The organism is Vibrio sp. B1ASS3 (assembly GCF_905175355.1).
In the GTDB taxonomy this organism is placed as follows: Bacteria; Pseudomonadota; Gammaproteobacteria; order Enterobacterales; family Vibrionaceae; genus Vibrio; species Vibrio owensii.
The window spans coordinates 290,577-315,957 of sequence record NZ_HG992743.1 but is presented as its reverse complement, the minus strand read 5'-3'; the positions used below and the strand labels follow the sequence as shown (position 1 = coordinate 315,957).

Here is a 25,381-nt window from a genome sequence, read left to right as displayed (position 1 = left end):
ACATAGTAACCAAGACCACAGCTCAAATTGTATCAAAACTGCCTCAATATAAAGATTTTCCGATACACTTTACATAGGCGTTGGGCTTTGTTGCTTAAATCGATGGAACTAAATCAAGAAGCTACGATCTGATCGGCTACACCCATCAATCGTCGTAACCTCATACCTAAACCTCATTACAAAACAACTAACTGGAAGCAGTACAATAAAGCCTTAATCAACCGTGGTTCTTTGACCTTTTGGATTGATGAGGAAACGATAGCCGAGTGGAAGCAAAATAGACAAGGCAAGCGTGGTAGACCTCGCCGATTCAGCGACCTAGCCATTACTACTGCACTGATGGTGAAGCGCGTTTTCTCTATGCCATTGAGAGCGCTGCAAGGTTTTCTAGACTCCGTATTTAAGCTTGCTAACGTCCCGCTAGTTTGTCCGCACTACACCTGTATAAGCCGTCGAGCCAAGGAAGTTGAGGTTTCATTTAAAACCAAAACAGAGGTGCGATACAACACCTCGCCATTGATGCCACTGGTCTCAAGCTTTATGGCGAAGGTGAATGGAAGGTTAAGAAGCATGGTACTGACGGGAAGCGTAGGGTTTGGCGTAAGCCGCATATCGCAGTAGATACAAGCACCCACGAAATAGTCGCAGCAGAGCTGAGCTTATCTAACGTAACCGATGCCGAAGTGCTCCCCAACTTACTCAAGCAGACACGTCGTAAAATCATTGAGATATCAGGTGATGGCGCTTATGACACAAGGAATTGCCATGATGCCATACGGATAAAGCGAGCGGTTCCGCTTATTCCGCCACGAGAAGGCGCAGCCTTCTGGGAGGAAGGACATCCTCGCAATTTAGCAGTAGGTTGTCAGAAGCTATACGGCTCCAACAAGAAGTGGAAAAAGCGTTATGGCTATCATAAGCGCTCGCTATCAGAGACAGCAATGTATCGAGTGAAACAGTTGTTAGGTGGGAAATTAAGCCTGAGGAACTACAACGCTCAAGTTGGTGAGACTTACGCCATGATTAAAGCGCTGAACAAGCTTACAGGGCTTGGTATGCCTGAAACTCAGTATGTTGTTTAATAATTACTCAATTTTCGGGCAATTTGGTTTTCTGTCCGAATTACGCAACAAAGCCTAAAAAAAGCGGCAGATTTATATCTTCCGCTTTTTTTAGTGAATTTTTGTAAATCCGTACCTCTGTTTTCGCATTTCAAACATTGCAGAGAACCGAACCCAACATGTGTTTAATATCGTTGCTAGCACAATAAGGCTTATTCCGAATATTTGTCTGTGGCTCATTTGGTCATCGAAAAACATCCATTGCCATACCGCTGTGAACAGTAGATTGGTGAAAATAAGTGGTGCAAGTTGAGAGCCACTGCTAGCCAATTGATACGCTTTCGAACGAAAGACCTGTGTATTGATGATCAAAAGAGACATCAAAAAGACAAGCAATGTATTCGGTGTTTCAAACGCGTGGAATGAGAGCGAGTGCAATAACACATTTGCATCGTTGAAAAGCATCAGTGGCAATATCAGTAAAGCAGCACAACCGAACGTCCAGAAGTTGATTTCTAATGGCGACAGGTCACTTTTACTCGCTTTATAGAGTGTCAGTTGTGAGCCTGAGTTAAACAAGCCACCAGCCAAGCCCAATAACAGGTCGACTCGCCATGTAAATTCACCATCTGCGCCAGCCAACAAAATCACACCAGTGAATGCCATAACCAGTGCCACTATGGTCGACATTCGAACCTGTCCGCGCATAAAGAGTTTTTCTACGATAGGCATAAACAAAGGCCCTGTCGCAAACAACACCACACCTTCGACTAGGGTGAGCGTTTGTAGAGAAGCGATAAAGCACAACTGACACATACCAATGCAAAAGGCACGAAGCAAAATGGGGTTAAAAGTCTTGCCAGTAGGGAGAGTCAGGTTTTTGAAGCGCAGCATGACCAATAAAATCAACGCCGGGGTGAAAAAGCGCAAGAAACTGAATAGGGTCACCGAAAGATCATCACTAAGCTGCTTCGCTAGCAGTCCAGTAACAGATAAGCTTAATGTAGACATCAGCATAAAGATGACGGGTTTATTTTCGACTTTCATTGGATACTCCTTAATTCATGGAGTATTTTAGGCAAAGGCGTTAATCAGAAATAGCGAGTTATTTTAAACGCTAATGTAAGTAAAACTTACAGATTAAGAATCAGCTTACCGCTAACTACAAAGGTAATAGGAGTGAAGACGCTATGCGCAAATTAGTCCCACTGAAGTCAATCTATGCCTTTGTTGCGGTAGCAGAGACTGGCAGCATGACAGAAGCGGCTCAACTGCTCTCTGTTAGCCATTCCGCGGTTAGCCAAGCCATCAAATCCTTAGAAAGCCAAGTGAACAAGCCTCTGTTTGATCGGGTTGGTCGCCAAGTTCGCCTCAATAACGAAGGGAAAAAATACTATCGTAAAGTCGCACCTGCACTTGAGCAGATTGTCGATGCCACAGAAGCGCTGATTCATGACCAAAATTCCAAGCGCATTACCTTTAATATGGTCAACTCACTTGCCCTACATTGGTGGATACCTCGAATGTCGAGTCTGCAAGAGTTCGCCCCGCAACTAGATATCCGCTTATCTAACCTGATTGGTCAATTCAGTTTGGAACAAGAAGGCATTGATGCCGCCTTGGTGCACGGCAGTCCTCTTGAATGGCAAGACTACTATTGTGAGAAGCTGAGTGAGGATGAACTGGTCTTGGTGTGCAGCCCTGAACTACTCGAACACTCTGCCCCATATGACATTCCAGAACTTCTGAACACCTACCCCATTATCGAAGTTACCAATGACCGCCGCAAACACGACTGGCAAGTTTGGCAAGAAGAAACCGGCATAGAACGTCCAAAAGGGAAAAAGCCAGTCACCTTTGATATGTCGATTCAGGCCGTGCAAGCCACAACCCGACGACTCGGCTTGTTGGTCACGCACCGTCTATTTGTAAAAGATGACATCAAATACGGCCAACTCGTAGAATTAGGGCAGCCAATCATCAATCCTTACCAGCAATTTTACTTCGTCTGTCCGCCACACAAACTCAAACATGAGGCGTTTCACTTGTTACGCTCTTGGCTGCGGCAAGAGTTTGGTCAGAACAATATACAACCCCTTGAGTAACCTATAGGCTTTATTAAAATTATTCGTTTCTTAAGTGAATAGATTAATGCCGGAATTGGTATAAAGTAAGAAGAGTACTTTCAAAACCCAAGGATGGCTTTATGAGGTTGTATCATGTCTTAATAAGTGGCGTTTTACTCATGGTGCCACTGTCTGGAACTGCAGAAACCGCCAGTAGCGGTAACGACCCTGATTTAAAAACGTTTATTATTGGCGGGCAACAAGCGTCTGCGAATCAACTCCCCTTCTTTGCACGCCTGATACTGCACCGCACTGGCTCAAGTCAATTTGCCAACATCTGTGGCGGTACGATCGTCAATGACAGGTACATCATGACGGCTGCACACTGTGTAGAATCGGATGTATTCACCGACGGGTGGACAATCAATGATCTTCGCGTTTTAGTCAAAAACCCAACCATGGATGATGTGTTTGTCGAGGAGTTCAAAGACGTACGCTCTATCACGATTCATCCCGATTACAACGCGAGTGACTTGTGGATCAATGACATCGCGATATTGGAACTGACTCGCCCTATCACAGACAACGTCCAATCCATCACTTTGCCACAGGAATTTGGTGACTACAGTAACCGTTCAGTTTTCCAAATCTTTGGGCTTGGTCAAACCTCAACCAACGATGCGACAGGACCGAATTACCTGCGCTGGGCAGAGATCCAACCTCTTACAGACTCACAATGTTCTTCACTGGTTTCAGGTTTTAACTCTCAAGAAAGTTTGTGTGCCAACGGCTTTCCAAACCGAGCTTATACAGGGATATGTAGCGGTGATTCAGGCGGCCCGTTAACTTATCAAGATGGAAGCGGTAATTATCAACAAATTGGTATCGTCAGTTATGGCTCATCAGTTTGCGAATCTCCTGCCATTCCTAGCGTATTTACTGAAGTATTGAATTACACCCCTTGGATTGAGGCGCAAACCAGCGCTGGCACTAAGACCACTTACGATGCCGCATTAGCCACGACCGAAGATTACCACAGTGAAGGGGATTCAGGTTTTGACCCAGAAGACACCACAAGTAATGACTTCGGTGATAATGGCAGTGATGGGGGTTCTATCGGATTTGGTTGGGTCGCTTTAGGAGGCCTACTGGCTTGGACAAAACGACGTAAATCTTTGTAGCACGTAGCTTTATCCTTAGTTACAATTTTTAGAATAAAAACTCTAACACGCGTTATTTTCCAGTTCATCTCAAGCCGATAATACTGTTATTATCGGCTATCCAACCATTTTCAGATCAAACTCATGAATAAAGCTGCATCGGCTCGCCGAATCAAAGCGATGCTGTTTCTGACTCTTGGTGTCACCCTATCCGTGTTTGCCGGATTTGCACTGTCGCAAATGTTCGTCATTGAAAAAGATGCATTCCAGCTTATATCGGTAGTCAGCTCAGTAATGGTGGTGAGTTTTTTACGTTACCAATGGCGAGCTTTACCTGCGATTGTATTGAGCTTGATGGCCTATTACTTCTTTACGGGTCGAAGCGTTGAGCACGCCTTGCTCTATTCCCTCACGGTTCCCATACTGCCTTTTGCGTTTTCAAGCTTATTTCACTACCTCAACAGTCGCTCACTTCATCAACCTGCCGCACGGCGGATAAGCCTGTTTTTCATCATTATTGGTTGTTTATTTCCGTTCGTTAATACCATCAAGATGATGTTGGTCAATACCTTCGTTGATGGCCAGTTCTTGAGTGCCGATTTTCTTTTTTATGCCACGTTAGGTAACTACTTAACTCAATTGCTAGTCACGCCAATCTTGTACGTGGTGGTCAGTTTGTTGACCGACACCGATACCCAGTCCTACCTCGCACTGGATAAACGTTTGAGGGTATCTAACAACCGTTGTCAAAGCTACATAACTTGGTTGGTAAGTTGCGTCGCGATTTTCTTTGCTGCCGCACTCTCTTCTTCTTCATTTATGCTCAATTCACTGAGCTTCTTTGCCGTCTTACTTGTCGTAGTTGGTTTAGCAAAACACGGCTTGATTCGCCCGCTCTTTGTCGGCTCGCCGTTTATTTTGTTGATCCTTAACGACGGTATTCGTCACTTCAACGAAGGATTGATTGGAGACAAACAGTTCTACGGCTTACTGATCATCATTACCGTGCTCACTACGTTAGCTTACCTACTTGGCGGCTACTCAATGAAACTGTTTGAGATGACCCAAAGACAAATCCGCTCAGAGCGTATCGACCCATATTCAGGGCTTTCGAACATTGCTCAGTTGAAAGAGGACATCAGTCATCAATCGCGTTCCTTGTTGATCTACCTTGACTTAACGCCAACGCTATCGATGTTGACCGATTTAGGGCATGAGGGAAAATCTCAGCTCATCATGCAACTCAGTGAGTTTTTGTATTCACGAAACAACAGCATCAACCGCTGCTATCGCCCGCCTTTCTCTACAGGGCTGTTGAGCTTTACCCATTACTCAGATACTGCTGAGGATGACCTTAGCGAAGTCGCCGAGTACTTAGAGAGCTTCCAATTCTACTGGCGAGGCACATCCGTCGCATTGGTGTCGCCGACCATCTTCTGCACGCTCGTTAGCCAAGACCAAGACATTGAGAAAGTGGTGTCGATTCTGTGCGATCAGCCACCACAGAATGACATCAGCATCCATTGGGTCAACATTCAGTCTTTTGAAATGGACCGCGTGGACAAACTCAATCACATTCAACAGGTATTTAAGCGCGAACAGTTTGAGTTGTTCTGCCAACCATACATGAAGCTTTCTGAATCTGAGCCGTCGAAACACAGCTTTGAAGTACTTCTCCGCCTAAAAGAGCGTGATGGTCAGGTTCTACCACCTTCAGCATTTTTCCCATTGATTAATCAGTTTGGATTAGAACTCAAACTCGACCATTGGGTCATCCTTAATACCTTTCGAATGCTGAGTGACAAGGTTAAGAATTGGGATGAGATTGGCCACTGTGCAATCAACTTAACCGCCAAAACACTCAGTGCCGAAAACCTTGCAGCACGCATTATTGAAAGCGCTCAAAGCTTCTCTATTCCGTTAAATAAGATTTGCTTTGAGATCACCGAATCATCCGCTCTGATCAATGAACAGCAAGCCATTTCAACCTTGAATTACTTGCGACATCAGGGCTGCAAAATCGCGATAGACGACTTTGGAACAGGCTATGCTAGCTTCGCGTACTTGCGCAGATTGCCACTGGATATTCTTAAAATTGAAGGAGCGTTTGTTCGTGAGATTACGCAGAATGAAACCGACCGTTTGATCGTCAGCTCTATCGCGACGGTCGCAAAAGAAATGCATTTAGAAACAGTGGCAGAGTTTGTCGAGAGCACCGCACACATTGCGATATTAAGAGGTTTAGGCATCGACTTTGCACAGGGTTATGGGGTCGCGAAACCGATGCCTTTGAGCGAGTATTTAGCCGAGCTATTTAAGGCTTCACACAAAGCTCAACAGCCAGAGTTGGAGACGCTATAGAGCTTTGCGCTTTAAGCGAGAGTTGATGATATCTTCAATCAGCTTTTGTTCTTTCTTGGCTTTTTCGTAGTTTTGTTTAGTACGCCAACGTTCTAGCACCTTCTCCAAACCCTGAACTCGAGCATGTTTGTATTCGAGGTGCTTTTGTACCGATGCACATTCCGCCTGCATTACCGCTTGTTCGTGTTCGTGGTGGCGCAACATCTTTTGTAGCATTTGGTCGACTCGATTAAGATTCATCAGCGCAGCACTATTCAGAACAGGCGTGGTTAAAGCGGATTGTCCGGCGTGGTTTTTCAAGGCAGAAAGTTGCGCTAGTTGCATCGTAAGGTGGGAGTGACGCTGACGCATGACATCAAGTTGCTGCCCGACTTTGTCTCGCTGCTTCTCTTCCATCAATTGCAGCTTGCCCACCGCCTTAAGTTTCGATTCCATCTAATTCCTTAATCCGCTTATCAAGCAGCGATTACTGCTCGCTTTGAAACATCTGCGCTAACGCCGTCAAACTGGTTGGATAGTCTACCGCTTCATTGGCTGACTGTTGTAAATAAGCACGTAAATGCGGATACATAGAAACCGACTGATCCAGTTCAGGATCTTGCCCTGGTTGGTAACCACCAAGAGGCAATAACTCTTTCACTTGCAGATAGTTGGAATAAAGCTGACGGAAGTTATTCGCAATCGTACTGTGCGCTTCATGGGTACAAGCGTTCATACAACGACTGATGGAGGCGTTGATATCAATCGCTGGATAATGGCCTTGCTCAGCCAGTTGACGAGACAACACCACGTGTCCATCTAGAATTGCACGCGCCGAATCCACCACTGGATCTTGTTGATCATCCCCCTCGGCGAGAACGGTATAGATCGCAGTTAAACTGCCGTGAAGGTTTTCGCTGTTACCTGCTCGCTCAAGAAGCTGAGGTAATACGCTGAATACCGAAGGCGGATAACCACGTGAGGCAGGCGGCTCTCCCAAGGAAAGCGCAATTTCACGTTGTGCCATGGCGTAACGTGTCAATGAGTCCATCAGCAATAAGACGTCTTTGCCTTGGTCGCGAAAATACTCTGCAACACGGTGGCAAAGTAGCGTCGCACGCAGTCGCATGAGCGGAGATTCGTCGGCTGGCGCGGCAACGATAATGGCTTTCTTACGCGCTTCTGGTGTGAGGTTTCGCTCAACAAACTCACGAACCTCTCGACCGCGTTCGCCAATCAAGCCCACCACAATCACGTCAGCCTCGGTGTTCTGAGTAATCATACCCATCAGGACACTTTTACCCACGCCACTGCCGGCCATTAAGCCGATACGCTGGCCTTTGCCCACAGTGAGCAAACCATTGATCACGCGGACGCCAACGTCCAAAGGTGTATCAACAGGGCGACGCTTAAGTGGGTTGATCGGTTTAGGTTCAAGTGAAACACGATCTCCCCCCTTAAGCGGTGCACCGTCATCAAAAGGTTCGCCAAGTCCATTCACTACACGCCCTAGCCATTGCGAACTCAGTTGAACCGTACTGTCACCATCAAGAGGGATCACTTTGGCGCCAGCGAACAAGCCCCCTAGGCGGCGAATTGGCATTAAGTAGGCCACAGTATGATCAAAGCCAACCACTTGTGCCTCGATCATGTCCCCTTCTGCCGTTTCCACCAAGCAACGCTGTTCAAGTTTGAAGCGGCACCCGACGGCTTGCAGCATTAAGCCGTTCACTTTAATCAAACGTCCCGTCACTCGCGCAACAGGAATCGAATCGAGCGACGCCAACGCATCACTCAATCTCTCGTTTAACAGTTCATGGCTCAATGTATTACTCATGCTCAGTCTCTACTTGTGGCATCGAGACTTCATCGAGCAAATGCTGTTTTACGTTATCCATGCAGGCTTGCAGACGTGAATCGCAGCTTGCGTCTGCTTCTGCGTCTTCTGTCACGAGTTGGCATCCACCAACGGGTAGTTCCGCGTTTGCTACTAACTTCCAAGCCGTTGGTAAGTCAGCATTGATTTGCGTAATTCGCTCCAAATCCTGAGGATTAAGATGAACGGTCACACTTTCCGCTTTACCCGGCATGGCTGACAAGGTTTCATCAACAAGAGCCAGAATCTGTTGCGGCATCAAGGTGAGCTCCGCACGAATCACTTGCTGCGCTACCTTCTGCACCAGCTCACAAATCATATGACGCTGCTGTTGTTCTTTGTCATTTTGCCAACGAGACAAGGCTTGAAACAGTTCATTGACGGGCTTCGCCGCTTCGACAAAGCTTTGCTTACCTGATTGCTCACCAGAGATGAATCCCTTCTGGAAGCCTTCTTTCTGCCCTTCAAGCAATCCTTGTTGTTTGCCTTGATCAAGCCCCTGACGTAACCCTTCATCATGACCTTGCTGCAAACCTTGTTGGAAGCCTGCTTCAAGCTGCTGTTGGATATCCGCTTGGGTGTCTTGCCAACCTTGATTATCTAACGCGAAATCATCTTCAATATTCACTGGCTGCGCCAGCGGTGGAAAACGATGTAAACGGTAGCCACTTGGTGGCAATCGCATGGTGTTGGTTGCTCTTTCTGCCATTGCCTTACTCCACCGTTTGCTCTTCATAAAGCAGCAATTGGATTTCGCCCGCTTCATCAAGCTCACGAACCATCTGCATGATATCTTGGCGAGCACGCTGTACTCGGCTCAATACCACAGCACCGCGCAGCTCCATATCGTCTTCCAATGCTTTCGCCATGCGTTGAGGCATTGAACGTTTGATGGTTTGCTGCAAGGTAATCTCGGAGCCTTTTAATGCCACCGCCCACAATTCCAACGGGATTTGCTGAACAAGCGCATCCATGGTTTCTTCGCGCTGACGGCCAAGCACCATAAAGTCGAACATGTTCTCTTCGATTTCGTTGACCACGTTTTCGTCGTGCAACTTGAGCATTTCCATCAAGGATGCGCGGTCACCTTCGAATCGGTTAATGATGTCTGCGGCTTGTTTCACGCCCGAAAGCGGTGTGCTTTGACTTGCTGACACTTTCTCGATGCAGCACTCCACTAACTCATGCAGATCGTTCGCCACTTGATGATCGATGTCTTGCAATTGAGCGATGCGGAACAAGATTTCATCGTGGTAGTCCTGGGGTAGATGCTTCAAGACCGCCGAAGAGCTGTCTGCTGGCAAATAGGCCAAGAAAATAGCTTGCATCTGAGGGTGTTCATTGACAATAAAGCGCGCCAACGTTTCTGCTTCTACCCATTGCAAACGCTGCATGTTGTTGCGAATTTCATCGCCATACAGATTGTTGAGTAAACCTGTCGCTAGGTCATTACCCAAGGCTTTACGCAGCGTATTCGATAGGTACTCTTTTGATGCACCACGGATACCACTGTGTTCACGAAAATCTTCAAAGAAATGTTGAATCACCCCTCGTGCAGAATCACTCTTAATGCCATTCAACTTCGCCATTGCACGTGTTACGCGTTGGGTTTCATCTCGGCTGAAGTGCTGCAACACTTTGGCGGCCGCATCTTCACCCATGCCCAACAGCACAAGTGCGGTTTGTTCTACATAACTAAGCGTCTGCTTTGACGTCGACTGCGCTGTGTTCATTGATGTTTACCCATTGTTTCAGAATTTCGGCTACACGCTCTGGCTCTTCGTTAGCAATAAGCTGTAGGTGTTTCAATTGAATCTCGAGTGGAGAGCCTGCTGGCGGCAGCATGTCGCTGTTTACATCCAAGCCAGACGACACGGCAATGCCTTTCTCCGACAGTTTGCGGTTAAGCACTTCTTCTCGCTCACGCTCTTCACGGGTCTGAAGATTGTCGTATTCCGGCTCAACTTGTGGTTCAGCAAATTCAAGCTCCGGTGCTGGTTTATCCGCGCCCGTTAGGTGCATGATCAAAGGACGAAGCACGAAGAAGATCATCGCTAAGCCCAGCATGCCGCCAATTACGTAGCGCAGTGGCTGCTGTACCGTCGGATCTTGCCACCAAGGCAGTGCTGGCGGCGCATCAATCTCAATCGGAGTGAAGTTAAAGCTCATCAAACTTAGGCTGTCACCACGAGTATTTGAGATGCCTACTGCGTCCATGATCATGGTTGAGATCTGAGTTTTGTCCGCTTCACTCCAAGCAACCCCGTCTGGTGCCGCTTGCGAGTTAAGCAATACAGAAACACTCAACTTCTCAATTTGGCCTTGCTGGTACTGAGTACGACGCACGCTGCTACCTACCGCATACTGACGGTTGATCTCTGAGCGAGCATTGGTGTTCTGGCTATCGTTGGTTGGCGTTTCCCCGGTTACAGGCGGTTGGTTGCTTAGAGAACCGGGAATACCCAGCGCAATTTGATCAACGGAATTGTTTTGAATGGTGTGCTCGTTGCGAACCACTGGTGCGTTATCAAGGATCTCTTGGGTTTCCTCGACTTGGCTGAAGTTCATGTCTGCCGCAACTTGTACGCGGAAGTTACTTGGCCCCACGATTGGCGTTAGCATGTCTGCCGCACGTTGGATAATCTGCTTCTCAACACTCTTTTGGTATTCAAGGTACTTCGCGTTGACTTTACCCGCTTCAGCAGATGCCACGTCGGCGCTCAATAGTCGACCGTATTGGTCAATCACTGAAACAAATTCTGGCTTCATTGCCGTGACACTGCCAACCACCAAGTTGATGATCGCTTCCACCTGTTCAGGCTTAAGATCTTCACCCGGCTTGAGTTCCAACATGACAGAAGCCGAAGGGTTTTCCGTGTTTTGGCGCACGAACAAGGTTTGACGAGGAATAGCTAAGTGCACACGCGCGTTTGCTACAGCATTCAGCGACATGATAGTGCGCACTAACTCACCTTCTAAACCATGGCGGTAACGCGCCGTTTCCATAAACTGACTCGTACCCAGAGAGCTGTCTTCTTTAAGCGAATCTAAACCCGTAGGCAGTTTGGCCTTGACACCTTTCGACGCAAGCAACATGCGGATACGGGCGACTTCACCTTCTGGAACCAATACTTGGCCATTTTGCTCTTGCATGCGGTAGCTGATGCCTTCAGTTTCTAATACCGACACAATTTCGCCAATATCAAAACGCTCTTGCTGACTGTAAAGCGGACGGAAACTTTGTGAAGAACTCCAAAGTGCTACCACGATGATAGCCGCAACAATGGCCGCTAAAACCGCAGACAGCACCAAGTTACGTTGGCTGCTTGACCACAGTTGCTTGAGTTTATTGGTTACGTCATCCATCCCACGGTTTGAGGATAGAGTCTGAGTGGAGCCGGCGTGCATTGCAGAATTTCCGGCCACTTGAGTGGATAGTTCTGACATGGGTTACACCGGCATCTTCATGATATCTTCAAAGGACATGACCACTTTGTTGCGCACTTGCATCAAAGCATTGAATGAAAGGCTCGCCTTTTGACTGGCGACCATCGCGCCGACCAAATCGTCACTCGCGCCGGTTTCAACTGCGGTCATTTTTTGGCTTGCTACCGATTGATGCTGATTGACCGTGTCGAGCACATTGGTCATCGCTTGTGAGAAAGAAATCGGTGCATTCAAAGTCTGTTGATCTAACGGGTTTGCACTCACAACAAATTCAGGTGGCTGAGCTTGCGTTCGCATCGCCTCCATTTTAGACAGCATTAACTGCTCTGCTGAGACTGCATTAGTTGGTTGACTTGCCATCTACTTTTCTCCTTTTAGGCAGCCGAGCCAAGCGCCGACTGTAAATCAATACCGTGTTCGCGCATTGCTGCAAGCTTGTAACGTAACGCCCGAGTAGACACACCCAAAGCGTTGGCGGTTTTGGTTCGGTTTCCACCAAACTGACGTAATTTATCTAAGATGAATTGGAACTCGGCTTGCTTCTTCGCTTCGACATGACCAAAGCTAGAAACAGGCTCAGCGGAAGGCACTGGCGTCAGCAATTCAATCGGCAGCATTAGATCATGAGCAGTGATGTAATCCCCATGGCGCATGACAAGTGCTCGTTGAATGACGTTTTCGAGTTCGCGAATATTACCCGGCCAGTGGTACTGGCTCAGCGCAGCAATGGCATCCTGTGACAGATGACAACGGCTGCTATCTTGGTATTTTTCAATAAAGAATTGGCTGATAGGTAGAATGTCTTCTTTGCGATCACGCAATGGCGGCCAATGCAATGGCAGTACATCTAGGCGGTAGTAAAGATCTTCACGGAACGTGCCTTTTTGCACTTCTTCACGCAAGTCTTTGTTGGTCGCGGCGATCACTCGGATATCCAACTGAATCGCTTTGTGGCTGCCAACACGTTCTACTTCGCGCTCTTGAAGTACACGTAACAACTTTGCTTGAACCGCTGGTGACATTTCACCAATTTCATCGAGCAGGATCGTGCCACCATTAGCCTCTTCAAACTTACCACTTTGCGAATTGGTGGCTCCGGTAAATGCCCCTTTCACGTGACCAAACAACACCGCTTCCAGCATTGATTCTGGAATAGCGGCACAGTTCACGGCAACAAACGGGCCGTCATCACGAGGCGATTGTTCATGAACGTAACGCGCCAGCACTTCCTTACCCGTGCCAGATTCACCTGTAATAAGCACGCTAGCATTAGTACACGCGGCGCGATGCGCGAGTTGAAGCACTTGTTTACTGCGCCATGATTCGGCAACGATGTTTGCCAGTGGTTTGCCCAACGCTTCTACACGCTTGAGCAAGTTCAACAATTGGTTTGTTTCAAATGGGCGAAGCAAGTAATCCGTCGCACCCGACTTCATCGTCTCCGCCGCCAAAATGCCCTGCTCTTGGTCAACAATCGCAATCACCACGCCAGCATTACGCTGCTTTTGATGACAAGCGACAAACTCACGCACACACATGTCCGGTAAGTTTGAGCTGACCAACGTAATGCAAGCTCGCTCTTCCAATAGCGCGCTGCGACCAGTGCGGCTGTGTCTTGCGAAATAACCAGCATTCCCAAGTACATCAAGCACTGGTTGAGCGAGGTGTTCATTTGGCTCAACCAACAAAATATCCGTTTTCGTCATCATTGAACCTTTACCTTCTCTTGTTGGGTTTGTTGTTTTGCTTCTGCGTTGTTGGTAGCAACGTTGATTTTGGCAACCACACGCTCGTTGTCTCGAACAAGGCGCAACGTCACACGACGGTTTTTAGCTTGTCCCGCTTGCGTGTTATTGCTTGCTATTGGGTATCGCGAGCCATGAGCACGAACTTCAATCAACGAATGGTCAACACCTTGTTGAACCAGAGCTTCTGCTACTTGCTCAGCTCGCTGGCGAGATACGGTTAAGTTCGCCAATTGAGAGCCAACATTGTCGGTATGACCATCAACCAGAATCTTGGTGATGCGGTCATCGACAGAAATGTAGCTGTATAACGCTGCGATAGTGCTTTGCTGGCTGCGACTTAGTGTTTTTTGGCCAAACTGGAATGGCAAATTCACATCACGAGCTTGGGAGTACGACAACTTCGGCAACTGCGCTCGACATTGATTGAATGATGCCAACGCATTTTGAATTTGAATGGTTGGTAGGGTGACACCACTGATGGCGGAATCATTCTTTCCGCTTAGTGACAACGTAACCCAACTTCCGGAAGTAATGGCTTTAAGTAGAGACTCCGTCCCATGCGTGAAAGCAAACTGATTCGTTGCTGTTGTTAATGCAAGAGAAGCCTCTTCTTTCCTTAAAAGCTCTTTTTCCCAAGGAGCGCTCTCACTAAACAATAAAACGTTATTCCATTTATTGTTGTTATTGTGAACGTCAGCAATAAATGTAACTTGGTTATTTGGTTCCGCTAGGAAATAAAACTTCCCCTGTGGAATATTTGAATGCATTAAGTTGCACTCAAATTTATTTCCTTTATATAGCCAAGTAGAAAGGTCCATGGGTATGGTGATTTTTTCACCTGCCAATGAAAAATTAGGTGAAGTTAAACCAGCTAATAGGAATACTTTAGAAAATATTATCAAACCTCTTCTTTGCAGGTATTTATCACACAACCCTGACATTGAAGGTTTAATTAAATATGCCATTGGATGAAAAAATTTGGCATAGGTAATCATATTAATTCCCTATTCTGAAATATTAAAAGTGGTCATTAATCGTTCATACAGCTTAGAGAAGCATTCGTCGAAAGACTTTTTTAGACCAACAAAACAATGAGTTACAAAGCTAAAATTGAAAAAGCCGCTGTTTTCCCTATCAGCATAAACTGACCGAATTAACAACAACTTAGCTAATAATTGTTATAATTTTTTATTAACTCTTTTATAAGTCAAAACTAACTCTTTTTAATTTTTATTAAAAGTACCTATGGTTAGCTTCAAATCAACATGTGAACTAAAGTCACAATCTTTAAAGTTGAAACTAAAGGATCATAAAAAAGTCTGTGTAGACTGTCCGCAATTAAGTTAAAACAGTTTCGTTTGTTAACGCACGGTAAAATATAAATGGAAAGCAGAGTTAATGAGCCTATTTCCGACATCAAATTGCTTGATGTAGAGTTGCTAGGCAAACCTATTCATATCATTCGTGAAAAGCTCGAAAGTTTGATTTCAGAATCTTGTTCAAGCCTAACCAATGAATTACAAAATTGGCTCAGCACCAACAAAATCGAAGCGAATTTAGTTGCAGTAGAGCTACACAGATTCTCGCCAACGTTATTGGATAAAGACCAAACCTCCACTTATCAGCATCAAGATGGTGGCATGGTATATATCCACGGAGACGCACAAGCATTAATTAAATTGGCTGACCGTTTTTACGGTGCCGCAACAGAGCGTACTTCTACTAGCTTGACCGCGAGTGACCTGCGCCTTCAAGAGCGTATCAGTCGAATCATCATCAACTGGCTAGCGCCGCAAGAAATGTGGCAGCCCTGCGAATACGAAACGCCACGAGGCATCGGTCTGCATGCTGAGCTTTCAATCGCGTTTGAAGACTTCCAAGGTGCCATTCATCTCAAGCTTGATAGCACCATGATTCAAACTTTGATCGAGCAGTTAGCCCTTCATAACGATGCCGATTTGTATCAGCCGTTTTGTCTCTCGTTAGAGTCAACCCCTGTACGTCTTAACGTTGTTTTGAGCAAGAAAACCATGGCACTGAGTGATGTGGTTGGATTGCAGCCAGACGATATTTTGCCAATCGAACTTCTCAATACCGTGCCAGTGAGCATTGGTAACCAAACTCTTTTCTCTGGTCGTGTTGCAGAACAAGACGGTCAGCTTGTATTGATCTTTAACCCAGATAAGGAATCGCAGCGATGAGCGAAGCGCAAGAGAACCAAGCATTCGACGCCGATGAATTAAACTTTGACGATTTTCAATTAGAAGATTTCGAAACCGAACAAGCTTTCGCTCCTGAGCCCGTTGCTGAGCGCGATTTGAGTTTCTTCAAAAGCATCCCGGTTACCGTGACACTTGAGGTGGCGAGCAAAGAAATTCCTTTGGGTGACTTGATGAAAGCCGGTGAAGGAACCGTGATTGAACTGGACAAGCTCAATGGCGAACCGCTTGATGTAAAAGTAAATGGTTCCCTAATGGGGCAAGCGGAAGTCGTGGTCATTAACGACAAATATGGCCTGCGCCTGATCAACGTTCATGATTCTGCGCTTAACAGCGTAGGTCGATAGTTTCAGGTGGGTTGTGCGATGAATGTTCTGGGTGCCAGTCAGCGTCGATTACCTTTGCTGGTAATTGCATTGCTTGGTTTGCTGTTGTTTACGCTTCCAACCATGGCTGCTGACAACGGTTTAACCATCTTATCCGTTTCCGACGGGGACACACAGCAAGAGTACAGCGTTAAGCTGCAGATTCTGTTGTTGATGACGGCGCTCAGCTTCTTGCCAGCTTTCATACTCATGGCCACCAGCTTTACGCGCATTATCGTGGTATTGGCGATTCTGCGTCAGGCACTGGGTTTACAACAAAGCCCGCCAAACCGTGTGTTGGTTGGCATTGCACTGGCATTGACGTTACTGATCATGCGTCCTGTCTGGACCGATATCCACGACAATGCTTTTAAGCCTTATGACAATGGCGAGATCACCTTGATGCAGGCGTTTTCGGTGGCCGAAAAGCCAGTGCGAAACTTTATGTTGGCACAAACCCACCAAAGCTCGCTGGAACAAATGTTACGCATTGCCAACGAGCCCATCGACCAAAATGTGGAAGACATTTCGTTTGCGGTCGTGTTGCCAGCTTTTGTCATCAGTGAGCTGAAAACCGCGTTTCAAATCGGCTTCATGTTGTTTATCCCGTTCCTGATCATCGATCTTGTCGTCGCCAGCGTATTGATGGCGATGGGTATGATGATGCTGTCACCTCTGATCATTTCTCTGCCGTTCAAATTGGTGGTGTTTGTTTTGGTCGACGGTTGGGCAATGACGGTCGGCACACTATCCGCCAGCTTTGGGTAGTGGGAGCGCATCATGACACCGGAACTCACCGTTACCCTATTTTCTGATGCTGTCTGGCTGATCATCTTGATGGTGGCCGTTTTGGTCGTACCGGGTTTGATTGTCGGCCTGTGTATTGCCGTATTTCAGGCAGCTACGCAAATTAACGAGCAAACGCTAAGCTTCCTGCCACGTTTGTTGGTCACGCTGCTAATGGTGATTTTTGCCGGTCATTGGATGCTGCGAAAAATCATGGAGCTGTTTGATTTCTTGTTCCACAACATTCCGGGGATGATCGGCTAATGGCGATCACGTTTGCGGAACTGTCCGTGATTCTAGGTCAGCTTTGGTGGCCATTTTTTCGCGTCGGTGCCGTGTTCATTTCCATGCCATTTTTTGGTGATGCGTTGATTCCAGTCTGGGTTCGCAGCTTGCTTGCCCTCTCGATTGTGGTGATCACCGCGCCACTGATGCCACCAATGCCAGAAGTCGAACTGTTCTCAATGACCTCGCTTTTCTTAGCGTTTGAGCAAGCGATATGGGGTCTGATGTTCGGCTTAATCCTGCACATGTTATTCAATGTTTTCACCATGCTCGGTCAGACAATTTCATTGCAAATGGGCTTGGGTATGGCCGTGATGAACGATCCGGTTAACGGCTTGTCCGTAGCGATTCTCGGTCGCATGTTCCTTATCTTCTCAACTTTGCTGTTTCTTGCGCTTGAAGGGCATTTACTGGTTATCGACATCGTCATTCAAAGCTTTATCATTTGGCCGGTGGGGTCGGGTATCACCTCCCTGTCTTTGCAAGGCGTCGTGAATATCTTTGGGTGGATGTTTGCTTCTGCGTTGGCTCTCGCGTTGCCAGCTATCGTTTCTATGCTGCTCGCCAACATCAGCTTTGGTGTGATGAACCGAGCCGCGCCCTCTCTAAACGTTTATGCTCTGGGCTTCCCGATGACCATGCTGTTAGGTTTGTTCAGCGTGTTGATCTCTGTTTCTGGCGTGCCAAGTCGCTATACCGCGTTAGTCCACGACACCATTCGTTTCTTAAATAACTTTATGTTGGGGGGCGCATGAGCGAACAGTCGTCTCAAGACAAAACCGAGAAAGCCTCCCCCCAGAAGGTAAAAAAAGCCCGTCAAGAAGGGCAAATTCCCCGCGCAAAAGAGTTCACTACCGCGGTAATCTTCTTAGCCGTTGCGATGTTTTTCTATTCCCAGCTCAATAGCATTTGGGAGAGCATGTCAGGGGTATTCCGTTACAACATGACCCTAACCAAAGCAGACCTAGAAAACCCAAAACAATTGGTGGAGCATCTTGGTCAGAGCTTGGCGGTGATCATCGAGATGCTCTTGCCTCTCTTCACAGTCATCATCATTGTCACCTTTGGCAGCAGCATGGTGTTAGGCGGTTGGATGTTCCGCCCTGCGAACGTGCTACCGAAACTGAGTAAGCTCAATCCTATCTCGGGTATCAAACGTATTTTCTCCACTCGATCAGTGGTGGAACTGGTTAAATCCACCGTCAAGGTGTTAGTCATCTTCGGCATTCTTTATGGCTACCTAGACAACCATCTTCAGCCACTGCTTGGCATGCAAAACTTACCACTCAGCCAAGGCTTCTCACTGATCATGTCGATTCTGTTTGAAGGTCTGCTGCTGATGGGCTTTGCCCTGTTGTTGTTCGGGGTGATTGATATTCCTTATCAACGTTGGGAGCACCTTAAAGAGCTGCGGATGACCAAACAAGAGTTGAAAGAAGAATTTAAGAACAACGAAGGTCGACCTGAAGTTAAGCAGCGTATTCGTCAAATTCAGCAACAATTCGCGCGGCGTAAAATCGACAAGATGGTGCCCACCGCAGACGTGGTGATCACCAACCCGACCCACTACGCCGTTGCATTGAAATACGAGCCATCCCTGTCCGATGCACCATTTGTCGTGGCAAAAGGCGTCGATGAAACCGCCATGCACATTCAACGCATCGCACGCGAGAACAAAGTCGAGATCATCAACTCGCCGCCGCTGACTCGTTCGATTTATCACACTACGGCGATTGAGCAAGCCATACCAAGCCAGCTCTACATCGCCGTGGCACACATTCTGACTTACGTTTTGCAATTGAAAGCCTTCCGTAAAGGGGATGGAAAAGAGCCAACGCCTTTGCCTCATTTTTCAATTCCAAAGCATTTGCAACACTGATTAACCCGCGTTTACCCAAGGACACCAGAGTATGTTTAACCGGTTAAAACAACTTCAAACTTCCACCAAAGGCTACATTGGCATTCCAATCGTCTTGTTGATGGTGCTGGCGATGGTCATCTTGCCTTTGCCACCCTTGCTATTGGATGCGCTGTTCACCTTCAATATCGTATTAGCGATCTTGGTGTTGTTGGTCAGCACCACAGCGAAGCGACCACTCGACTTTTCGATTTTCCCAACCATTCTGTTGGTCGCAACCTTGCTGCGTCTTACTCTGAACGTAGCTTCAACGCGTATCGTATTGCTTGAAGGTCACAACGGCGGCGATGCAGCTGGTAAGGTGATTCAAGCCTTCGGTGAAGTGGTGATCGGTGGTAACTACGTGGTCGGTATGGTGGTGTTCATCATCTTGATGATCATTAACTTTGTCGTGATCACCAAAGGTGGCGAACGTATCTCTGAAGTATCAGCACGCTTTACCTTGGATGCGCTACCGGGCAAACAAATGGCCATCGATGCCGACTTAAACGCAGGCTTGATTGACCAAGAAACTGCGCGTCAACGCCGCAAAGAAGTGGCGAACGAAGCGGACTTCCACGGTTCAATGGATGGTGCGTCCAAGTTTGTTCGCGGTGATGCGGTTGCCGGCTTGCTGATCCTGTTCATCAACATCATTGGTGGTATCAGCATTGGTGTGTTCGAACACGGACTGCCAGCATCAGAAGCCTTCAAGACTTACGCCCTACTGACCATCGGTGACGGCCTTGTTGCTCAAATTCCATCACTGTTGCTTGCTACCGCTGCCGCGATTATTGTGACACGCATTAACGACAGCGATAACGGCATGTCGGAAACCATGCACAAGCAGCTGCTTGCAACACCGGCAACCTTGTTTACCGTAGCGGCGATCATGGCTGTTATTGGTATGGTTCCGGGAATGCCTCATCTCGCGTTCTTCACCTTTGCAGCAGTATTGGCGTTTGCGGGCTGGCGACAGAGCAAAAAGCCGGTGCAAGATACGCAAATCGACCAAGTAGAAGCACTCTCTCATGCGATGCAGGAAGAAGAAACCGCACTTACTTGGGACGATATTCCTCATGTCCATACCCTGTCTCTTGCGTTGGGTTACCGCTTAGTTCACTTGGTTAACAAAGAGCAAGGTGCACCTTTGGCGCAGCGTATCCGCGGTGTTCGCCGCAACCTCTCCGAGCAAGTGGGCTTCCTACTGCCGGAAGTGCGTATCCGCGACAACTTAAGTTTAAAGCCGAACCAATACACCATTGCTCTGAACGGTGAAGTGATTGAACAAGGTTTTATCGAGCCAGAACGTTTGATGGCGATTGCTGTGGGTGAAACCTATGGCGAAGTGGATGGCATTTTAGGCAGTGACCCTGCCTATCAATTGCCTGCGGTTTGGATTGAACATCAAGACAAAGCGAAAGCGCTGAACATGGGCTACCAAGTGGTTGACGATGGCACGGTTATCGCTACACACATCAGCAAAATCATGAAGACCAATTTGTCTGAATTGTTTACCCACGACGATGTTGAAGCCATGACTCAACGTCTCACAGCACAAGCGCCAAAATTGGCCGAAGCCTTAGCCGCTGCACTAACGCCAGCACAGCAACTTAAGGTTTACCGTCAGCTTCTGCTCGACCAAGTGCCGTTGAAAGACATTCGAACCATCGCTAACACCATGCTGGAATCTTCGGAAAACACCAAAGATCCGATTTTACTCGCGGCGGATGTACGCTGCGCACTCAAGCGAACCTTGGTTAACTTAGTCGCTGGGCAGAAAAACGAACTGAACGTCTACGCCTTGTCTGATGAACTTGAACAGATGCTGATGACGTCGTTACAACAAGCTCAAGCCGCAGGCGCTGTCATGCTCGATAGCTTCCCAATTGAGCCAAACATTCTTAGCCAGTTCCAACAGAACTTGCCTTTGATTCGTCAGCAATTGAAGCAACAAGGGCTGCCGCCAATCTTATTGGTCATGCCTCAACTGCGCCCATTACTGGCAAGATATGCACGTACCTTTACCCAAGGATTGGCGGTACTGTCTTACAATGAAATTCCAGAAAACAAACAGATCAACGTGGTAGGAAACCTTGGTTAATCTCATCTCAACAAAAGCGATGTACGACTATTTGTGCGATCTCGCACTGCAACACATTGTCACGGACGACGACCAACTGGTGTTTGATGCACTTAAACACAATGACATTCAACACGCCTGTCAGGCCATCCGTGAAACCAAAACTGGCGAGGTGGAATACCAGCACCTCACTCTACGCTTTGGCCTACGCGGCGAGCAGAGTGTCTATCAGTTTGAACTGTCAGAGCAAATGCAATATTGCTTAGATTTATACAGTTTGTATTTAGCGCTGCGCCAAACACAGTTCCAACTTGAGACCTTTCATCCCGACCTTATCAGCAATGTCGTCGTCCCCATTCGTGTTGACGCTTTGCTGTGGCAGGCAGGCGGCTATTTTTTGAATCAGATGATTCAGTTCCACAAGGCGGCATTTCAGCATGTGGTGCCCTCTTTGCAGGCCGATGAAACCCTGTGCCTGCACGAACGAGTCACCACCTTGGTTGAACAACTGAAAGACAACGCGTATGCCTTATGGTTTGAAATCGCGACCAGCCAAGCGCACTTCGAGCGCATTGCTGAGTTTGAACCCGATATGATCAAGCTGTCCGTCACCATGGAAAACAAACAAGATCAGCACGCGTTCCTACCTATAGCGCGATTCCTGCGTCGTAACCAATTTCCTTGGGTAGCCGGAAGAGTCGCAAGCCAAAATGAACTCAACCGCTACCGCTTACTTGGTGCGAGTTATTACTTTGGCTATTTCAGTGATATCCCCACTTCATTGTCGTTTAAATCGTTCGACGATGAATAAACAGAGGTGACGATAAAGGGCGAGTTCAGCAATAAGAACTCGCCCTTTTTTATGTCTGAACAGCCTTAAAATGCGGATTTTCTGGAATAGATGTCACCAAAAATCATCAAATTAGGCGATTTCGAAAAAATTTTTAAATTTCCAATTAATCATTAAAACCAACCGACCGCCTCTAGTTAGTGAGCGGGGCGATAGTCCCACATTGAACAATCAAGGAGAACAGATTATGGCTCTATCAATGCACACTAACTACGCTTCGCTGGTTACTCAAAACACGCTAAGCAACACTAGTAACCTACTTAACACTGCAATGGAGCGTTTGAGCACGGGTTACCGCATCAACTCAGCAGCAGACGATGCAGCTGGCCTACAAATCTCTAACCGCTTAGAAGCTCAAACTCGCGGTATGAGTGTAGCGATGCGTAATGCACAAGACGGTACGTCTATGCTGCAAACAGCGGAAGGTGCTTTCGATGAAGCAACTAACATTCTGTACCGTATGAACGACCTAGCGACTCAGTCTGCAAACGGCACAAACACAGCAAAAGACCAAGATGCTCTTCAAAAAGAGTTTGCAGAACTAGGTACTGAGCTACAAAACATCATGGATAACACCAAATACGCTGGTGATACATTGATTACTGGTGCTGGTATTAAAGCGGGTGGTCTTACTCTACAAATCGGTTCTTCTTCTGCAGAAACTCTAGACCTAGCAACAACAGTAGATACTGACGTTGCAGCGGCACATACTGCTCTAAAAACAACAGTACCAGGCCTAGACATTGGCAGCGGTGGTGATGCAAGCGCAGCTATGGACGCTCTAGTTACAGCTATTGATGAAGTAGGCGCAGCACGCTCTGGATTGGGTGCAACAATCAACCGCCTAGACCACACAGTAGTGAACCTAAGCAACATGGTTGAGAACACATCTGCAGCGAAAGGCCGTATCACTGACGCAGACTTTGCAGTTGAATCTTCAAACATGACTAAGAACCAAATGCTAATGCAAGCAGGTACAACGGTTCTTTCTCAAACTAACCAGCTTCCAGGCATGGCAATGTCGCTACTGCGTTAATAGAACCTTTCTATTCGCTAACAACGCGCAAAATTTAGTTCGTCCGAAAGCTCAAAGCCTCCCCTTCATCCGGGAGGCTTTTTCTTTGTCTGCAAAAAAAGCATTTGGAAAGGAGTTCTAGCGACGGATGTAGATGGAAGTGGCTTCGTTAGTGTGGCTAGCAGGAATACGGAAACCTGCTTTTAGCATGGTGTTGTGCAAAACCTTGTTGAACAGCTCCAACTCGGCAGACTCTACTCCTCGATGAGGTTGATACGCTTTGAGTTCAGGGAATCGAGAGAGCGCTTCTATGCGGATGTTCGCCAGTTCTTCGGCATTAATGTTCTGTTTACTGCGTAGTTTAGTGCCAATAAAAGCCTCATACGCACGGGCACACTTCATCAGTCGTAAAACAAATTCATTCATTACTGTCGTTCTTTTTAGTCGAATTGGGGGGAATAGCCAGACGTTAGCAACCACAAAAATTGCAGGGGCATAAGATAGCAAACCTTTGCATTCAGACAGGGTCAGAAAAATCTGAATCCTTTAGCAGTAAACGCCGAATTCTGCTCGTTATGCATACAACCCCATAACTCTTCTTTCTTTCCTCCATTGGATTAAATCTTTCAGCCTTTTTGGTCGCCTGTTTTATTTGGGAACCCCCTTTAACCATCAAGGGGGAAAGCGGAACCAACAAGGTGGAAAAAGCGCTTCCTCCCAACTAACAAAAAATATCGTAAGGCACTGTTTTATATTGACATAAACATCAGGCACACATCTTGCGATTGAGTATTTATTACTGGCACAAAAAAGCCAAATACAGATGAGAGAGGGAGCGACCTCATGAGTTCGTTAGATCCAATTACTATGGCAACCCAGTTCGCCACGTTAGATGTTCAGCCATTTCAACAGCGCTACCAATTGCAAGCCGATCGATACCAGGCGCAGCTTACTGCTTTAGGTAAGGTGGAAAGTGCACTGCGTGAGTTCCGCACTGCGGTTAACGAGATGAACAGCAGCACAAACAGCATCATCAAGAATACGGCAACAACCTCTCAAGATGGCTTTTTCACCGCGAGTGCCGATGCGAACGCGTTAGTCGGTAACTACCAGATCTTTGTTGAACAAGTCGCAACGTCACACCAAATATCTACCGGCATGCCAGCAAATCTAGATGCCTCAACAGAAGTTCCGACTACCGGCACTCTAGAGTTCACCATCAACGGCGAAACCATGACGTTAGATATGTCGACGGTAGATACCGACGGCGATGGCAAAGCGACCGTGACAGACCTAGTCAGTGCAATCAACAACAACCCTGATAACCCAGGCGTAAATGCCACACTTGTTCGCTCAAACGGACAAACACACTTCATGCTCTCTAGTACCGAGACAGGCGTGGCAAACACCATCAATGTCAGTGCGACGGGAACAGGACAAGCTTGGTTTGAAGATGCGTTCACCAACACGACAGAAATCAGCAAACCACAAGATGCTGTTATCTGGCTTGGCGCGGAAGGCACAGGACTCCAGCTCACCAACTCTAGCAATACTTTTGAAGGCGTGATTGATGGTGTCGACATCACCGTCACCAAAGCACAAACCTCAGGAGAAGCGCCGATCTCAATGGAAGTAGGCGCAGATAGCGAGGGAACGAAAGAACAAATCACCAAGTTTGTCGATACCTATAACGCATTGATTTCGACCTTAGATGAGTACACTCAAATCGGCGGCGAAGACCAAGCTCGTGGTGTGCTCGCCAGTGACCCTACCCTGCGCTCTATTGAGAGCCAATTGAACACGCTCGTTCGTGGAGAGCATGGTGGTATGCGTTTAAGTGAAGTCGGCATCACTATTGATCGTGACGGCAAAATGAAAGTCGATCAGGATAAGTTTGCCGAAGCACAGAAGAACAACAGTGCTGCACTAGAAACCATGTTTAACGGTGATGGCGCCCTACTTGACTCACTTGATGACATGGCAGAACCGTTCTTGAAGTTCTCTACAGGTACGTTCAATTCTCGCAAAGATGCGCTGCAAGCCAACTTAGACCGAATTGACGACAAGCAAACCTCTTTACAGCGAAAGTACGAGATGTCGTACAACCGCTACCTCACCCAGTTTACTCAAATGAACACCTTAATGACGCAAATGAACCAAACCATGTCGATGTTTGGTTAAGG

At 47.2% G+C, this 25,381-nt stretch carries 25 protein-coding genes; 15 read left to right on the top strand and 10 right to left on the bottom strand.

Translation table 11 applies throughout. The features are described from left to right. Positions 1–231: 231 nt before the first annotated feature. Together KJB05_RS28770 and KJB05_RS28765 are read left to right on the top strand one after the other, a co-directional pair. On the top strand, positions 232–621 hold the full coding sequence (locus KJB05_RS28770; RefSeq protein WP_244142950.1) for a transposase: 390 nt from the start codon (positions 232–234) through the stop codon (positions 619–621). Next, the gene (locus KJB05_RS28765) at positions 516–1,082 is read left to right on the top strand and encodes an IS5 family transposase (RefSeq protein ID WP_244868335.1); all 567 of its coding nucleotides are present in this window, start codon (positions 516–518) and stop codon (positions 1,080–1,082) included. Before KJB05_RS28770 ends, KJB05_RS28765 begins: the two co-directional genes overlap by 106 nt. A 90-nt stretch (positions 1,083–1,172) precedes the next feature. Here KJB05_RS28765 and KJB05_RS19900 read toward each other — a convergent pair whose 3' ends face one another. Further along, on the bottom strand, positions 1,173–2,108 hold the full coding sequence (locus tag KJB05_RS19900) for a DMT family transporter (RefSeq protein WP_208443962.1): 936 nt from the start codon (positions 2,106–2,108) through the stop codon (positions 1,173–1,175). A 143-nt stretch (positions 2,109–2,251) separates the two neighbouring features. On the opposite strand from KJB05_RS19900, the gene KJB05_RS19895 reads away from it, so the two are divergent. The 3 genes from KJB05_RS19895 to KJB05_RS19885 all read left to right on the top strand — a co-directional run bounded on the left by KJB05_RS19895 (position 2,252) and on the right by KJB05_RS19885 (position 6,648). After that, the gene (locus KJB05_RS19895; RefSeq protein WP_208443963.1) at positions 2,252–3,166 is read left to right on the top strand and encodes a LysR substrate-binding domain-containing protein; all 915 of its coding nucleotides are present in this window, start codon (positions 2,252–2,254) and stop codon (positions 3,164–3,166) included. A 140-nt stretch (positions 3,167–3,306) separates the two neighbouring features. Beyond that, complete coding sequence (locus KJB05_RS19890) at positions 3,307–4,308, top strand: serine protease (RefSeq protein WP_244868332.1); 1,002 nt, start codon at positions 3,307–3,309, stop codon at positions 4,306–4,308. Between the two features lie 123 nt (positions 4,309–4,431). After that, positions 4,432–6,648, top strand: coding sequence for an EAL domain-containing protein (locus tag KJB05_RS19885; protein WP_208443965.1), 2,217 nt, complete (start codon positions 4,432–4,434; stop codon positions 6,646–6,648). On the opposite strand, the gene fliJ is transcribed toward KJB05_RS19885, so the two are convergent. The 8 genes from fliJ to KJB05_RS19845 are packed head-to-tail and all read right to left on the bottom strand — an operon-like array spanning position 6,643 to position 14,594. Beyond that, complete coding sequence (fliJ, locus tag KJB05_RS19880) at positions 6,643–7,083, bottom strand: flagellar export protein FliJ (RefSeq protein WP_038895910.1); 441 nt, start codon at positions 7,081–7,083, stop codon at positions 6,643–6,645. The genes KJB05_RS19885 and fliJ overlap by 6 nt on opposite strands. Positions 7,084–7,114: 31 nt before the next feature. Further along, the gene (gene fliI, locus KJB05_RS19875; RefSeq protein WP_208443966.1) at positions 7,115–8,464 is read right to left on the bottom strand and encodes a flagellar protein export ATPase FliI; all 1,350 of its coding nucleotides are present in this window, start codon (positions 8,462–8,464) and stop codon (positions 7,115–7,117) included. After that, a complete protein-coding gene (gene fliH, locus KJB05_RS19870) occupies positions 8,457–9,212 on the bottom strand; it encodes a flagellar assembly protein FliH (RefSeq protein WP_208443967.1) in 756 nt (251 codons plus the stop codon). The genes fliI and fliH overlap by 8 nt, the downstream gene beginning before the upstream one ends. A 4-nt stretch (positions 9,213–9,216) precedes the next feature. After that, on the bottom strand, positions 9,217–10,236 hold the full coding sequence (locus KJB05_RS19865; protein ID WP_208443968.1) for a flagellar motor switch protein FliG: 1,020 nt from the start codon (positions 10,234–10,236) through the stop codon (positions 9,217–9,219). Continuing rightward, a complete protein-coding gene (fliF, locus tag KJB05_RS19860) occupies positions 10,199–11,950 on the bottom strand; it encodes a flagellar basal-body MS-ring/collar protein FliF (RefSeq protein WP_005435986.1) in 1,752 nt (583 codons plus the stop codon). The genes KJB05_RS19865 and fliF overlap by 38 nt, the downstream gene beginning before the upstream one ends. Before the next feature lie 3 nt (positions 11,951–11,953). Further along, positions 11,954–12,310, bottom strand: coding sequence for a flagellar hook-basal body complex protein FliE (fliE, locus tag KJB05_RS19855; RefSeq protein ID WP_005435984.1), 357 nt, complete (start codon positions 12,308–12,310; stop codon positions 11,954–11,956). Between the two features lie 14 nt (positions 12,311–12,324). Next, positions 12,325–13,656 (bottom strand): sigma-54 dependent transcriptional regulator, encoded by a 1,332-nt coding sequence (locus KJB05_RS19850; protein WP_208444051.1) that lies wholly within the window; start codon positions 13,654–13,656, stop codon positions 12,325–12,327. Continuing rightward, positions 13,656–14,594, bottom strand: coding sequence for an OmpA family protein (locus KJB05_RS19845; protein ID WP_244142874.1), 939 nt, complete (start codon positions 14,592–14,594; stop codon positions 13,656–13,658). Before KJB05_RS19845 ends, KJB05_RS19850 begins: the two co-directional genes overlap by 1 nt. A 486-nt stretch (positions 14,595–15,080) precedes the next feature. Here KJB05_RS19845 and KJB05_RS19840 point away from each other — a divergent pair, with 486 nt between their 5' ends. From KJB05_RS19840 to lafA, 9 genes are all read left to right on the top strand, one after another. Continuing rightward, on the top strand, positions 15,081–15,899 hold the full coding sequence (locus KJB05_RS19840) for a flagellar motor switch protein FliM (RefSeq protein ID WP_208443970.1): 819 nt from the start codon (positions 15,081–15,083) through the stop codon (positions 15,897–15,899). Then, on the top strand, positions 15,896–16,264 hold the full coding sequence (fliN, locus tag KJB05_RS19835; RefSeq protein WP_005435977.1) for a flagellar motor switch protein FliN: 369 nt from the start codon (positions 15,896–15,898) through the stop codon (positions 16,262–16,264). The genes KJB05_RS19840 and fliN overlap by 4 nt, the downstream gene beginning before the upstream one ends. 18 nt (positions 16,265–16,282) lie before the next feature. Beyond that, positions 16,283–17,050 (top strand): flagellar type III secretion system pore protein FliP, encoded by a 768-nt coding sequence (gene fliP / locus KJB05_RS19830; protein ID WP_032802164.1) that lies wholly within the window; start codon positions 16,283–16,285, stop codon positions 17,048–17,050. Between the two features lie 12 nt (positions 17,051–17,062). Next, the gene (gene fliQ, locus KJB05_RS19825) at positions 17,063–17,332 is read left to right on the top strand and encodes a flagellar biosynthesis protein FliQ (RefSeq protein WP_005375036.1); all 270 of its coding nucleotides are present in this window, start codon (positions 17,063–17,065) and stop codon (positions 17,330–17,332) included. After that, positions 17,332–18,108: a flagellar biosynthetic protein FliR gene (gene fliR, locus KJB05_RS19820; protein WP_208443971.1), complete on the top strand. Its 777-nt coding sequence runs from the start codon at positions 17,332–17,334 to the stop codon at positions 18,106–18,108. Before fliQ ends, fliR begins: the two co-directional genes overlap by 1 nt. Further along, on the top strand, positions 18,105–19,232 hold the full coding sequence (gene flhB, locus KJB05_RS19815) for a flagellar biosynthesis protein FlhB (RefSeq protein ID WP_005435967.1): 1,128 nt from the start codon (positions 18,105–18,107) through the stop codon (positions 19,230–19,232). The genes fliR and flhB overlap by 4 nt, the downstream gene beginning before the upstream one ends. 31 nt (positions 19,233–19,263) lie before the next feature. Further along, the gene (gene flhA / locus KJB05_RS19810; protein ID WP_208443972.1) at positions 19,264–21,354 is read left to right on the top strand and encodes a flagellar biosynthesis protein FlhA; all 2,091 of its coding nucleotides are present in this window, start codon (positions 19,264–19,266) and stop codon (positions 21,352–21,354) included. Next, complete coding sequence (locus KJB05_RS19805) at positions 21,347–22,144, top strand: EAL domain-containing protein (protein ID WP_086027696.1); 798 nt, start codon at positions 21,347–21,349, stop codon at positions 22,142–22,144. The genes flhA and KJB05_RS19805 overlap by 8 nt, the downstream gene beginning before the upstream one ends. Before the next feature lie 226 nt (positions 22,145–22,370). Then, the gene (gene lafA / locus KJB05_RS19800; RefSeq protein ID WP_005435961.1) at positions 22,371–23,219 is read left to right on the top strand and encodes a lateral flagellin LafA; all 849 of its coding nucleotides are present in this window, start codon (positions 22,371–22,373) and stop codon (positions 23,217–23,219) included. Between the two features lie 117 nt (positions 23,220–23,336). Here the strand turns inward: lafA and KJB05_RS19795 are convergent, their stop codons facing one another. Next, a complete protein-coding gene (locus tag KJB05_RS19795; RefSeq protein WP_208443973.1) occupies positions 23,337–23,624 on the bottom strand; it encodes a hypothetical protein in 288 nt (95 codons plus the stop codon). Positions 23,625–24,041: 417 nt separating this feature from the next. Here KJB05_RS19795 and fliD point away from each other — a divergent pair, with 417 nt between their 5' ends. Then, on the top strand, positions 24,042–25,379 hold the full coding sequence (gene fliD, locus KJB05_RS19790) for a flagellar filament capping protein FliD (RefSeq protein WP_208443974.1): 1,338 nt from the start codon (positions 24,042–24,044) through the stop codon (positions 25,377–25,379). The last annotated feature ends 2 nt before the right edge of the window (positions 25,380–25,381 follow it).